At 70.8% G+C, this 12,881-nt stretch carries 11 protein-coding genes; all 11 read left to right on the forward strand.

Annotated elements, in window-relative coordinates; genetic code table 11:
- Window positions 1-15: 15 nt before the first annotated feature.
- The 11 genes from H343_RS30185 to H343_RS0111490 all read left to right on the forward strand — a co-directional run bounded on the left by H343_RS30185 (window position 16) and on the right by H343_RS0111490 (window position 12,844).
- Window positions 16-1,581 carry a UDP-N-acetylmuramoyl-L-alanyl-D-glutamate--2,6-diaminopimelate ligase gene (locus H343_RS30185; protein WP_486586886.1) on the forward strand — a complete coding sequence of 522 codons (1,566 nt, stop codon included), beginning with the start codon at window positions 16-18 and terminating at the stop codon, window positions 1,579-1,581.
- Window positions 1,578-3,005, forward strand: a complete 1,428-nt coding sequence (locus tag H343_RS0111445) for a UDP-N-acetylmuramoyl-tripeptide--D-alanyl-D-alanine ligase (protein ID WP_028431249.1) — start codon at window positions 1,578-1,580, stop codon at window positions 3,003-3,005. Before H343_RS30185 ends, H343_RS0111445 begins: the two co-directional genes overlap by 4 nt.
- Window positions 3,002-4,066, forward strand: coding sequence for a phospho-N-acetylmuramoyl-pentapeptide-transferase (mraY, locus tag H343_RS0111450; protein WP_028431250.1), 1,065 nt, complete (start codon window positions 3,002-3,004; stop codon window positions 4,064-4,066). The genes H343_RS0111445 and mraY overlap by 4 nt, the downstream gene beginning before the upstream one ends.
- On the forward strand, window positions 4,063-5,541 hold the full coding sequence (murD, locus tag H343_RS0111455; RefSeq protein WP_486586870.1) for a UDP-N-acetylmuramoyl-L-alanine--D-glutamate ligase: 1,479 nt from the start codon (window positions 4,063-4,065) through the stop codon (window positions 5,539-5,541). Before mraY ends, murD begins: the two co-directional genes overlap by 4 nt.
- A gap of 52 nt (window positions 5,542-5,593) precedes the next feature.
- Window positions 5,594-7,186, forward strand: coding sequence for a putative lipid II flippase FtsW (ftsW, locus tag H343_RS0111460; protein ID WP_486586871.1), 1,593 nt, complete (start codon window positions 5,594-5,596; stop codon window positions 7,184-7,186).
- 6 nt (window positions 7,187-7,192) lie between these two features.
- Complete coding sequence (murG, locus tag H343_RS0111465; RefSeq protein WP_028431253.1) at window positions 7,193-8,287, forward strand: undecaprenyldiphospho-muramoylpentapeptide beta-N-acetylglucosaminyltransferase; 1,095 nt, start codon at window positions 7,193-7,195, stop codon at window positions 8,285-8,287.
- Window positions 8,288-8,303: 16 nt separating this feature from the next.
- Complete coding sequence (locus H343_RS0111470) at window positions 8,304-9,137, forward strand: cell division protein FtsQ/DivIB (protein WP_028431254.1); 834 nt, start codon at window positions 8,304-8,306, stop codon at window positions 9,135-9,137.
- A 238-nt stretch (window positions 9,138-9,375) separates the two neighbouring features.
- Window positions 9,376-10,593 carry a cell division protein FtsZ gene (gene ftsZ / locus H343_RS0111475; protein ID WP_028431255.1) on the forward strand — a complete coding sequence of 406 codons (1,218 nt, stop codon included), beginning with the start codon at window positions 9,376-9,378 and terminating at the stop codon, window positions 10,591-10,593.
- Complete coding sequence (pgeF, locus tag H343_RS0111480; RefSeq protein ID WP_028431256.1) at window positions 10,590-11,321, forward strand: peptidoglycan editing factor PgeF; 732 nt, start codon at window positions 10,590-10,592, stop codon at window positions 11,319-11,321. Before ftsZ ends, pgeF begins: the two co-directional genes overlap by 4 nt.
- Before the next feature lie 15 nt (window positions 11,322-11,336).
- Window positions 11,337-12,053 carry a YggS family pyridoxal phosphate-dependent enzyme gene (locus H343_RS0111485; protein ID WP_037903448.1) on the forward strand — a complete coding sequence of 239 codons (717 nt, stop codon included), beginning with the start codon at window positions 11,337-11,339 and terminating at the stop codon, window positions 12,051-12,053.
- 155 nt (window positions 12,054-12,208) lie between these two features.
- Entirely contained in the window at window positions 12,209-12,844 is a 636-nt protein-coding gene (locus tag H343_RS0111490) for a cell division protein SepF (protein ID WP_028431258.1), read from the forward strand.
- The last annotated feature ends 37 nt before the right edge of the window (window positions 12,845-12,881 follow it).

Genomic DNA, 12,881 nt, shown 5'->3' on the forward strand with positions numbered 1-12,881 from the left:
GTACGCCCCGTTCCGCTGGCGAAGCTCGCGCTGCAGCTGAAGACCGAGGCGCCCGACGGCGCCGAGGACGCCGCCGCGACGGGAATCACCCACGATTCCCGCGCCGTGCGGCCAGGAGACGTCTACGCCGCGCTCCCCGGCGCCCGCTTCCACGGCGCCGACTTCGCCTCCCAGGCCGCCAGCCTGGGTGCCGTGGCGGTCCTCACCGACCCCGCGGGCACCGAACGCTCCGCCTCGACGGGACTGCCGGTGCTCACGGTGCCCGATCCGCGCCGCCGCATGGGTGCGCTGGCCGCCGCGATCTACGGCGAGCCGGGCAAGGATCTGCTGCAGATCGGCATCACGGGCACCTCGGGCAAGACGACCACCGCGTACCTGATCGACGGCGGGCTGCGGAAGGCCGCCGAGGAGACGGGCGGACTGACGGGCCTGATCGGAACCGTCGAGTCCCGTATCGGCGACGAGCGGCTGAAGTCCGAGCGCACCACTCCCGAAGCCACCGACCTCCAGGCCCTCTTCGCCGTCATGCGGGAGCGCGGTGTGACCGCGGTGGCCATGGAGGTCTCCAGCCACGCGCTGGTGCTCGGCCGGGTCGACGGCAGCATCTTCGACGTCGCCGTCTTCAACAACCTCAGCCCCGAACACCTGGACTTCCACCCGGACATGGAGGACTACTTCCGGGCGAAGCGGCAGCTGTTCACCCGTGCACGCTCCCGTACCGGTGTGGTCAACATCGACGACGAGTGGGGGCAGCGGCTGGTCACCGAGTCCGAGGTCCCGGTCACCACGTTCTCCGCGGAAGGCCACCCGGACGCGGACTGGCGGGCCCAGGACGTCGAAGTCGGCCCGCTGGGCTCCACGTTCACCGCCGTGGGCCCCAAGGAGGAGACCGTACGGGCCGCCGCGCCGATCGCCGGTCCCTTCAACGTCGCGAACGCCTTGGCGGCCCTCACCGCCCTCGTCGCCGCCGGTATCGACCCGCAGGCGGCTGCCGACGGCATCGCGGCCGTACCGGGCGTGCCCGGCCGGCTGGAGCGCGTCGACGGCGGGCAGGACTACCTCGCGATCGTGGACTACGCGCACAAGCCCGACGCCGTCGAGTCCGTCCTGTACGCCATCCGCAAGGTCACCGAAGGCCGCGTGCACGCCGTGCTCGGCTGCGGCGGCGACCGCGACCCGCACAAGCGCCCCGCCATGGGCTCGGCGCTCGCACGTCTCGCGGACACCGCCGTGCTGACCTCCGACAACCCGCGCACCGAGGACCCCCTCGCGATCCTCGCCACCATGCTCGCCGGCGCCGCCGAGGTCCCCGCCTACGAGCGCGGCACCGTGCTCCTGGAGGAGGACCGGGCCGCCGCGATCCATCTCGCCGTCGGCCGGGCCGAGCCCGGAGACACGGTGCTCGTCCTGGGCAAGGGCCACGAACTGGGCCAGGACATCGCGGGAGTCGTCCGCCCCTTCGACGACACCCGAGTGCTGCGCGAGGCCATCAGCCGCCAGCAGGACTCGGCCGCAGCGCTGGCTGCGACAGCCGGGTCACAGAGAACCCCTACCAACGGGACAGACGCCGAAGACCGATGATCCCCCTCTCCCTCGCCGAGATCGCCGCTGTCGTGGACGGACAGCAGAGCGCAATACCGGACCCGGACACCCACGTCAGCGGCCCTGTCGTCATCGACTCACGGCAGGTGGCCGACGGAAGCCTCTTCGCGGCCTTCGCCGGTGAACGCGTCGACGGCCACGACTTCGCCCGCGGCGCCGTCGAGGCGGGAGCCGTGGCCGTACTCGCCACCCGGCCCGTCGGGGTGCCGGCCGTCATCGTCGACGACGTCACCCGTGCCCTCGGCGCGCTCGCACGGTACGCCGTGGAGCGGCTGGGCACACAGGTGGTGGCGCTGACGGGCTCCGCCGGCAAGACCAGCACGAAGGACCTCATCGCGCAGCTGCTGGAGCGCCTCGGACCCACCGTGTGGACTCCCGGCTCGCTCAACAACGAGATCGGGCTGCCGCTCACCGCGCTGCGCGCCGGACCCGGAACCCGCCATCTCGTGCTGGAGATGGGGGCACGCGGCAAGGGCCACATCCGCTATCTGGCGCGGCTCACCCCGCCCCGCATCGGCGTCGTGCTGAACGTCGGGAGCGCGCACATCGGGGAGTTCGGCGGCCGCGAGCAGATCGCGGACGCCAAGGGCGAGCTGGTCGAGTCGCTGCCGCCCGCTGGAGAGGGGGGCGGCGTCGCGGTGCTCAACGCCGACGACCCGTTCGTACGCGCCATGAGCGAGCGAACCGCTGCGCGAGTCGTGCTCTTCGGCGAGGCGCCGGACGCGCACGTACGTGCCGAGAATGTCCGGCTCACCGAGCGGGGTCAGCCCACTTTCACGCTTCACACACCCACCGGGTGCGGTGACGTGACCATGCGCCTGTACGGTGAGCACCACGTGTCGAACGCGCTCGCCGCGGCGGCCGTCGCCCACGAACTGGGCATGCCTGCCGGGGACATCGCCACCGCGCTCTCCGCCGCGGGCACGCTCTCGCGTTGGCGCATGGAGGTCACCGAGCGCGCCGACGGGGTCACGGTCGTCAATGACGCCTACAACGCCAACCCCGAGTCCATGCGGGCCGCGCTGCGTGCGCTGGCCGCGATGGGACGGGAACGGCGGACCTGGGCGGTGCTCGGTGAGATGGCCGAGCTCGGCGACGAGTCGCTTGCCGAGCACGACGCGGTCGGACGGCTCGCCGTCCGGCTCAACGTCAGCAAGCTCGTGGCGGTGGGTGGCCAGGAGGCCGTCTGGCTGGACATGGGCGCCAAGAACGAGGGTTCGTGGGGTGAGGAGTCGGTGCACGTGTCCGACGCTGAGGGGGCGGTGGAGCTCTTGCGGAGCGAACTGCGCCCGGGGGATGTCGTACTGGTGAAGGCTTCCCGTTCGGTGGGTCTGGAGCGCGTCGCGGACGCGCTCACGGAGCCGGGGGACAACGAGGGAGAGGTCGCCGCCCGATGGGTATGAGCCAGATTCTCTTCTCGGGGGCCATCGGGCTCTTCCTGTCCCTCATCGGTACGCCGCTGCTCATCAAGCTCCTGGCGAGCAGAGGCTACGGGCAGTTCATCCGGGACGACGGGCCGCAGAACCACCACAGCAAGCGCGGCACCCCGACCATGGGCGGAATCGCCTTCATCCTGGCCACGGTTGCCGCGTACGCGCTGACGAAGCTGCTGACGGGCTCTCAGCCCAGCTTCTCCGGCGTGCTGGTGCTCTTCCTGTTCGCGGGCATGGGCCTGGTCGGCTTCCTCGACGACTACATCAAGATCGTCAAGCAGCGCAGCCTGGGCCTGCGGGCCAAGGCCAAGATGGCCGGACAGCTCATCGTCGGTGTCGCGTTCGCGGTGCTGTCACTGAACTTCGCCAACCTGCGCGGTCTCACGCCGGCTTCCACCAAGCTCTCCTTCACCCAGGACTTCGGCTGGTCGATCGGTCCGGTGCTCTTCGTGATCTGGGCGCTGTTCATGATCCTGGCGATGTCGAACGGCGTGAACCTGACGGACGGTCTGGACGGTCTGGCCACAGGCGCGTCGGTGATGGTCTTCGGCGCCTACGTCTTCATCTGCGTCTGGGAGTACCAGGAGTCCTGCGCCAACCCGTTCACGGCCGGGCCGGGCTGTTACGAGGTGCGAGATCCGCTCGACCTCGCCGTCGTCGCCGCCGCCCTCATGGGCGCCTGCTTCGGCTTCCTGTGGTGGAACACCTCGCCCGCGAAGATCTTCATGGGCGACACCGGCTCGCTCGCGCTGGGCGGCGCCCTGGCCGGACTGGCCATCTGCTCCCGTACGGAGCTGCTGCTGGCCGTCCTCGGCGGACTCTTCGTCCTGATCACCATGTCCGTCGTCATCCAGGTCGGTTCCTTCAGGCTCACGGGCAAGCGCGTGTTCAAAATGGCGCCTCTGCAGCACCACTTCGAACTGAAGGGCTGGTCCGAGGTCCTGGTGGTGGTCCGCTTCTGGATCATCCAGGGCATGTGCGCGATCGTCGGTGTCGGAATCTTCTACGCAGGGTGGGCGGCGAGCAAGTGAGTGCCCGGCACGGCTCCTTGACCGGACGGACCGCGCAGCTCACCGCGGGCGGACATGTGACGGTCGCGGGACTCGGCGTCAGCGGCAGCAGCGCCGCTCTGGCGCTGACCCGCAGGGGGGCCCGCGTCACCGTCGTCGACGGCGGCGACAGCGAGTCGCACCGCGCGCGTGCCGCCGAACTGGAGGCGCAGGGCGTGACGGTACGGCTCGGCGACGCGGAGACCCTTCCCGCGCAGACCGATCTGATCGTCACATCACCGGGCTGGAAGCCGCAGAGCCCGCTCTTCGCCGCGGCCGGCGCGGCGGACGTACCCGTGTGGGGCGACGTGGAGTTGGCCTGGCGGCTGCGCGGCGAATCCGCCGGCACGCAGGGTCCGCCCGCGCCCTGGCTCGCCGTCACCGGCACCAACGGCAAGACCACCACCGTCCAGATGCTGGCCGCCGTACTCGCCGCCGCCGGCCTGAACGCCCCCGCCGTAGGCAACATCGGCACCCCGCTCCTCGACGTCGTTCTCGCCGAGGAGCAGCCGGACGTCCTCGCGGTCGAGCTGTCCAGCTACCAGCTGCACTGGGCTCCGAGCATGCGGGCCCACTCCGCGGCCGTACTCAACATCGCGCCCGACCACCTCGACTGGCACGGCTCGATGGACGCCTACGCCGCCGACAAGGGACGCATCTACGAGGGCAACCAGATCGCCTGCGTCCACAACTGCGCCGACCCCGCCACCGAAGCCCTCGTCCGCCGCGCCGACGTGGCGGAGGGCTGCCGTGCCGTCGGCTTCACGCTCGGCACACCGGGCCCGTCCGAACTCGGCGTCGTCGACGGCATCCTGGTCGACCGCGCCTTCGTCGAGGACCGCCAACGGCAGGCGCAGGAACTCGCCGAGGTCACCGACATCACCCCCTCGGCCCCGCACAACATCGCCAACGCCCTTGCCGCCGCCGCCCTCGCCCGCGCCTACGGCGTGCCCGCGGCGGCCGTACGCGACGGACTGCGCTCCTTCCGTCCCGACGCCCACCGGATCGCACTCGTCGCCGATGTCGGCGGCGTCGCCTACGTCGACGACTCCAAGGCCACCAACACCCACGCCGCACAGGCTTCGCTGGCGGCCTACGACTCGATCGTGTGGATCGCGGGCGGACTCGCGAAGGGCGCCACCTTCGACGAACTCGTGGCGGCCTCGGCGCCGCGCCTGCGCGCCGCGGTCCTCATCGGCGCCGACCGCCGCCTCATCCGCGAAGCCCTCGCGCGACACGCCCCGGATGTCCCGGTGGTGGACGTGGCACGGACCGACACTGGGGCGATGGCCGCCGCCGTCCACGAAGCGGCCCGGCTCGCCCACCGGGACGACACGGTCCTGATGGCCCCGGCCTGCGCGTCGATGGACATGTTCGTGAACTACAACGCGCGCGGTGACGCCTTCACCGACGCCGTGCGTGCGCTGGCGGCCGGCGGCGCGCACGACGTGAAATAGCCCGCCGGTCCCCGCGGACCGTACGCGGGAAGTGACGGAGGGGATGCGACAGATGACGACCGACCGCGCAGCCGCACCGGCATCCCGCCCGGTCTTCTCCTTCCCCGCCCTTGCCGCCTGTGCCGGGAGCGCCGTCGCGGCCGCCGCCGGCTCCGTCGCCGGCCGGTTCCGCCCGATCGTGCCGACTGTCGCCCCGGCGGCCCCGGCGGCCCCGGCGTCCCCGGCGGCCTTGCCGGCCGCGTCGGCCCGCCCGGCCCTGCGGGAGGCGCAGCACCCGCGGACGGCCAAGCCCCGCCCGGGCAAGGGCACTTCCGCCTCCCCCGCACCGCGCCCGAAGGCCCCCGCGCGTCCTGCGCGCCGCCCCGGCGGGCCCGGCCGCCGGGGCCCCGGGGCGCTCTTCGCGAAGGCCAGACGCGCCTGGGACCGCCCGCTGACGGCGTACTACCTCATCCTCGGCGGCAGCCTGCTGCTCATCGTGCTCGGCCTGGTGATGGTCTTCTCCGCGTCGCAGATCGAAGCACTCCAGTCGGGGCTGTCCTCCACCTACTTCTTCCGCAAGCAGCTGATCGCCGCCGTGGTGGGCGCCGTACTGCTCCTGGCCGCCTCGCGGATGCCGATGAAGACGCACCGGGCACTGGCCTATCCGCTGCTCGCCGTCTCGGTCGTCCTGATGTGCCTGGTCCAGGTGCCCGGTGTGGGGCACGCGGTGAACGGCAACCAGAACTGGATCTATCTGGGCGGCCCGTTCCAGCTCCAGCCCAGCGAGTTCGCCAAGCTGGCGCTCGTTCTGTGGGGTGCCGACCTGCTCGCACGCAAGCGGGCCAGGCGGCTGCTCACGCAGTGGAAGCACATGCTGGTGCCGCTGGTGCCCGTCGGCCTGCTGCTGCTCGGCCTCATCATGCTCGGCGGTGACATGGGCACCGCGATGATTCTCACATCGGTCCTCTTCAGCCTGCTCTGGCTGGCCGGGGCGCCCACGAGGCTGTTCACCGGTGTGCTGGCGGGGGCCGTCGCCGTCGGCGCGTTCCTGATCGTCAGCAGCCCCAACCGGATGGCCCGGCTCGGCTGCATCGGCGCCACAGACCCCGGTCCGGACGACCGGTGCTGGCAGGCCGTCCACGGGATCTACGCGCTCGCCTCCGGCGGATGGTTCGGTTCGGGACTGGGCGCCAGTGTGGAAAAATGGGGTCAACTCCCTGAACCGCACACCGACTTCATCTTCGCCGTGACCGGGGAGGAACTCGGTCTCGCGGGGACGCTGTCGGTACTCGCCCTCTTCGCGGCTCTAGGCTATGCGGGTATCCGCGTGGCTGGACGCACGGAGGAGCCCTTCGTGAGGTATGCCGCGGGAGGCGTGACCACCTGGATCACGGCGCAGGCCGTGGTCAACATGGGTGCGGTGCTCGGCCTGCTGCCGATCGCCGGTGTCCCGCTCCCGCTGTTCTCCTACGGAGGCTCCGCCCTGCTGCCGACGATGTTCGCCATCGGGTTGCTGATCGCGTTCGCGCGAAGCGACCCCGCGGCCAGAGCGGCTCTGGCCATGCGGCAGCCTGCTCTGCGGCAGCGCCTGCGGAGAAGGCTGGCAGGGGTGAGATCGAACACGATGAGACGGCGCGCGGATCGGCGGCCGTCCGGAGAGCGGTGAATCAGAGTGCACGTCGTACTCGCCGGTGGGGGCACCGCCGGCCATATCGAGCCCGCGCTCGCCCTCGCGGACGCTCTGCGCAGGCATGACCCCACAGTGGGGATCACGGCGCTGGGCACGGAACGCGGGCTGGAGACCCGCCTCGTCCCCGAGCGCGGCTACCAGCTGGAACTCATCCCCGCCGTGCCGCTGCCCCGCAAACCCACGCCCGAACTGATCACCGTTCCCGGGCGGCTGCGCGGGACCATCAAGGCGGCCGAGCAGGTCCTGGAGCAGACGAAGGCCGACTGCGTCGCCGGTTTCGGCGGCTACGTGGCGCTGCCCGCCTACCTGGCAGCCAAGCGGCTCGGTGTGCCCATCGTCGTGCACGAGGCCAACGCCCGTCCCGGCCTGGCCAACAAGATCGGCTCGCGCTACACGCGCCACGTCGCCGTCTCCACACCGGACAGCAAGCTGCGCAACGCGCGCTACATCGGCATTCCGCTGCGCCGCGGCATCGCCACGCTCGACCGCGCCGCGGCACGCCCCGAGGCGCGCGCGGCGTTCGGCCTGGACGCCAATCTGCCGACGCTGCTCGTCACGGGCGGCTCGCAGGGCGCCCGCCGCCTCAACGAGGTCGTGCAGAGCGCCGTACCGCACCTTCAGCGCGCGGGCATCCAGGTCCTGCACGCCGTCGGACCCAAGAACGAATTGCCGCAGCCGGACAACATGCCCGGAATGCCGCCGTACCTCCCGGTACCGTATGTGGACCGGATGGATCTCGCGTACGCCGCGGCCGACATGATGCTCTGCCGTGCGGGCGCGATGACCGTCGCGGAGCTGTCGGCGGTCGGACTGCCGGCCGCCTACGTGCCGCTGCCGATCGGCAACGGCGAACAGCGGCTGAACGCACAGCCGGTGGTCAAGGCGGGCGGCGGACTGCTCGTCGACGACGCCGAGCTGACGCCCGAGTGGATCCTGGGCAATGTGCTCCCGGTCCTCACCGACCCGCACAGGCTGCACGACATGGCGCGCGCCGCGGTGGAGTTCGGCCGTCCGGACGCCGACGAGCTGCTGGTCGGCATGGTGCACGAGGCGATCGCGGCACGCCGAGGGGCGTGAGAGAAGGCAGGCAAGCGTGGCCGGACCGACCGGGCCGACGAAGAGCGCCGACAGGCGCGGCAGCTCCCCGGCGGCCCGACCACGGGCGGACTCCGGCCCGCCGGCGTCCGCTTCGGGGGACGGCCGGGCGAAGTTCCTGCCGCGGCGCGGCCGCCGCCGTCTGCTGCTCGTGGTCCTCGTGCTGCTCGCGGCGCTGGGGGGCTTCGGCGCGTGGGCGCTGTACGGATCGAACTGGCTGCTGCTGGAACGCGTGTCCGTCAGCGGCAACGAGGTGCTGACGGAGAAGCAGGTGCGTGATGCTGCCGGCATTCCGCTCGGCACCCCGCTGGCGTCGGTCGACCGGGGGGTGGCTCAACGCCGCATCGAGGCTCGGCTGCCGCGGGTGGACACGGTGGACGTCGTACGGGCGTGGCCGCACGGAATCGGTCTGAAGGTGGCGGAGCGGAAGCCGGAACTCGTCATGAAGCAGGCGGGGAAATTCGTCGAAGTGGACGAGGAAGGCGTTCGATTCGCCGTAGTTCCGAAGCAGCCCGACGGCGTTCCGCTTCTGGTGATGGAAGTGAAGCGTTCCGCCGGGCTTCGGCACTTCGGCGCCGAGCGGCTGCGGCGCGAAGCCGTCGGTGTGGCGACTTCGCTTCCCGAATCCGCGGCGCGCGACACGCGCGTCGTCCGGGTCCGTTCCTACGACTCCATCACCCTGGAGTTGACGGAGGGCCGTACGGTGCTGTGGGGGAGCGGCGAAGAGGGGACGGCGAAGGCCAAGTCACTGACCGCGCTGATGAAAGCGGCCGAGGACGCCGAGCACTTCGACGTGAGCGTCCCCAGCGCCCCCGCGTCGTCGGGGAGTTGACGGGTGTTGCCGCAGGCCAGCACCCTGGATGACCACCCTCGGGCCTGATCACATAGGGTGAAAAGAAAAACGGGAGGTTCGGCGTGTTCGTTGAACACCCACCACTTGTCGACTTAGTGTCCGTTCCGAAGACTCCAAGGAAGACAGACACTGGTAACCCTAAACTTCGCGCTTAGGGTTCGGGGTCGGCGCGGACCGCCCTACAGGGATACGTAACTCGAGGCGAGAGGCCTTCGACGTGGCAGCACCACAGAACTACCTCGCAGTCATCAAGGTCGTCGGCATTGGCGGCGGTGGCGTGAACGCCATCAACCGGATGATCGAGGTCGGTCTCAAGGGCGTCGAGTTCATCGCGATCAACACCGATGCGCAGGCCCTGTTGATGAGCGATGCCGACGTCAAGCTCGACGTGGGCCGGGAACTGACGCGCGGTCTGGGCGCCGGCGCCAACCCCGATGTCGGCCGCAAGGCCGCGGAGGACCACCGCGAGGAGATCGAGGAGGTCCTCAAGGGGGCCGACATGGTCTTCGTCACGGCGGGCGAAGGGGGCGGCACGGGCACCGGCGGCGCTCCGGTCGTCGCGAACATCGCACGGTCGCTCGGCGCGCTGACGATCGGTGTGGTCACCCGCCCGTTCACCTTCGAGGGCCGCCGCCGTGCCAATCAGGCCGAGGACGGCATCGCGGGCCTGCGGGACGAGGTCGACACCCTCATCGTCATCCCCAACGACCGCCTGCTGTCCATCTCGGACCGTCAGGTGAGCGTGCTGGACGCCTTCAAGTCGGCGGACCAGGTGCTGCTGTCGGGTGTTCAGGGCATCACCGACCTCATCACCACGCCGGGGCTCATCAACCTCGACTTCGCGGACGTCAAGTCCGTGATGTCGGAAGCCGGTTCGGCTCTCATGGGCATCGGCTCCGCCCGCGGCGACGACCGTGCGGTGGCCGCGGCGGAGATGGCGATCTCCTCGCCGCTGCTCGAGGCGTCCATCGACGGAGCCAGAGGTGTGCTCCTGTCCATCTCCGGCGGTTCCGACCTCGGTCTCTTCGAGATCAACGAGGCAGCCCAGCTGGTGAGTGAGGCCGCGCACCCCGAGGCGAACATCATCTTCGGCGCCGTCATCGACGACGCACTCGGCGACGAGGTTCGGGTAACGGTCATCGCCGCCGGCTTCGACGGGGGCCAGCCGCCTGCCAGAACCCGGGAGAAGGCGCTCGGTGGGCACACCTCCAAGGACGACGCGAGTTCGTCCACGGGCTCCTTCGCCGCGGACGCCGACGCGGACCGCCCCTCGTTCGGCGGCCTGGGTGCCGTCAGCCCTCGCGAGAGCGACCCCGCTCCCGTGAGCGAGGGTTCCGGTTCCGGCAGGGACTCGCTCCCGCCCACGGTCCCGCCTGCCCGCCCGTACCAGGACAGCCAGGCCGAGGAGCTGGATGTGCCGGACTTCCTGAAGTGATAGGCCAGCACGAGACCGTGAGCGGCGTTCACTTCGCCTTCACCGACCGGTGGGGCGGGGTGAGCGCCGCTCCGTACGACGCGCTGAACCTGGGAGGCAGGGTCGGCGACGACGCGGTGAACGTGCGCACCAACCGTGCGCGGGCGGCGGCCGCGTTGGGCCTCGACCCCGCCGCCGTCGTCTGGATGCACCAGGTGCACGGACGTGATGTCGCCGTGGTGGACGAGCCGTTCGGCCAGGATGCGCCACCGCTCGACGGTGTGGTCAGCACGCGTGCCTCTCTTGCTCTGGCCGTCCTCACCGCGGACTGCACGCCCGTACTCCTCGCCGATCCCGTCGCCGGCGTCGTGGGGGCGGCCCACGCGGGCAGGCCCGGACTTGTGGCCGGTGTGGTGCCGGCGCTGGTCGAGGCGATGTCCGGACGCGGAGCCGTGCCGGAGCGGCTCGTCGCCCGTACGGGACCGGCGGTGTGCGGACGTTGCTACGAGGTGCCCGAGGAGATGCGCCAAGAGGTCGCCGCGGCGGTCCCGGAGGCCCACGCCACGACGAGCTGGGGCACGCCGGCAGTCGACACGGCGGCAGGCGTGCGGGCGCAGCTCGCCGCCCACGGTGTCACAACCCTGGAACAGTCCGCCGTGTGCACCATGGAGTCGGACGATCACTTCTCGTACCGGCGTGAGAGGACGACCGGGCGCCTGGCGAGCTACGTCTGGCTGGAGGCGGGCTGAACCGTGAGTGACCTCATGGCCCGCAAGTCCCAACTCGCCGCGAATCTCGCCCGGGTGGAGGAGCGCATCCAGGGCGCTTGTGACGCGGCGGGGCGCGGACGCGGGGAAGTGACACTGATCGTCGTCACGAAGACCTACCCGGCCCAGGATGTCCTGCTGCTGGCCGAACTGGGCGTGCGGCACGTCGCGGAGAACCGGGACCAGGACGCCGCCCCCAAGGCGGAGGCATGCGCCGACGCGCCGCTGACGTGGCACTTCGTCGGGCAGCTGCAGACCAACAAGGCCCGCTCCGTGGCGTCTTACGCGGACGTCGTCCACTCGGTGGACCGGCCCCGGCTGGTGAACGCGCTCAGCAGCGCCGCCGTGCAGTACGGCCGGCGCCTGGAGTGCCTTGTCCAGGTTGCGCTCGACGCCGGGTCGGGGGAGACAGGCGGCAGGGGCGGTGCGGCCCCGGACGCGGTGGAGGGCCTCGCGGACGCACTGGCTCAGGCCCAAGGGCTCCGGCCGGCAGGGCTGATGACGGTGGCTCCGCTCACGGGGGAGTACGCGGACCGGCCGGCGGCGGCCTTCGAGCGGCTGCGGGAAATCTCAACCGGCCTGCGGGCGAGGCATCCTGCTGCAACCATGGTCTCAGCAGGTATGAGCGCGGATCTCGAGGAGGCGGTGGCGGCGGGTGCGACACATGTGCGCGTCGGCAGCGCGGTACTCGGAGAGCGACCCCGGCTCGGGTAACGTCGCCAAGAAAGTCGGACCACAGCAGAAAATATGGTCATTTCCGTTGGGAAACGACAGGCGGATGGGCCCGAGTGGACCCGAGTCACCGGTGACGGCCGTGCGGCCTCCCCGCCGGAGGCAGGGGACCCACCACAGAGCGGAGGACGCAGAGAATGGCCGGCGCTATGCGCAAGATGGCGGTCTACCTCGGCCTCGTGGAGGACGATGGGTACGACGGCCCGGGGTTCGACCCCGACGACGAGTTCGAGCCCGAACCGGAACCCGAGCGGGACCGCCGGCGGCACGAGTCGCCGCAGTCGCACGACCCCCTGCAGAAGGACGAATCCGCCGACCCGGTGCGCGTCATGCACCCCCCGGCGCAGCGGGAGCGGGAGCAGCCGTCGTCTCCGGCGATCATCGACAGTGGACGATCCGGGAGGATTGCCCCCGTGTCATCCATCACACCTGAACGCCAGAGTATGGAGAAGAGCGCCCCGGTGATCATGCCCAAGGTCGTGTCCGAGCGTGAGCCGTACCGGATCACCACGTTGCACCCCCGGACCTACAACGAGGCCCGTACCATCGGGGAACACTTCCGCGAGGGCACCCCGGTGATCATGAACTTGACGGAGATGGACGACACGGACGCGAAGCGACTTGTCGACTTTGCGGCCGGTCTCGTCTTCGGTCTCCACGGGAGTATTGAAAGAGTGACGCAGAAGGTGTTCCTGCTGTCTCCTGCTAACGTCGATGTCACGGCGGAGGACAAGGCCCGCATCGCAGAGGGCGGGTTCTTCAACCAGAGCTGAAGACGCAAGGATCACAGGAACGGGCCGTAAGGTCGCA

The organism is Streptomyces sp. TAA204 (assembly GCF_000424965.1).

What these genes read in the sequence shown, in the direction of transcription:
- H343_RS0111445 (WP_028431249.1), top strand. Translation starts at nt 1,578, where the DNA reads ATGATCCCCCTCTCCCTCGCCGAGATCGCCGCTGTCGTGGACGGACAG.
- mraY (WP_028431250.1), top strand. Translation starts at nt 3,002, where the DNA reads ATGAGCCAGATTCTCTTCTCGGGGGCCATCGGGCTCTTCCTGTCCCTC.
- ftsW (WP_486586871.1), top strand. Translation starts at nt 5,594, where the DNA reads ATGACGACCGACCGCGCAGCCGCACCGGCATCCCGCCCGGTCTTCTCC.
- H343_RS0111485 (WP_037903448.1), top strand. Translation starts at nt 11,337, where the DNA reads ATGGCCCGCAAGTCCCAACTCGCCGCGAATCTCGCCCGGGTGGAGGAG.
- H343_RS0111490 (WP_028431258.1), top strand. Translation starts at nt 12,209, where the DNA reads ATGGCCGGCGCTATGCGCAAGATGGCGGTCTACCTCGGCCTCGTGGAG.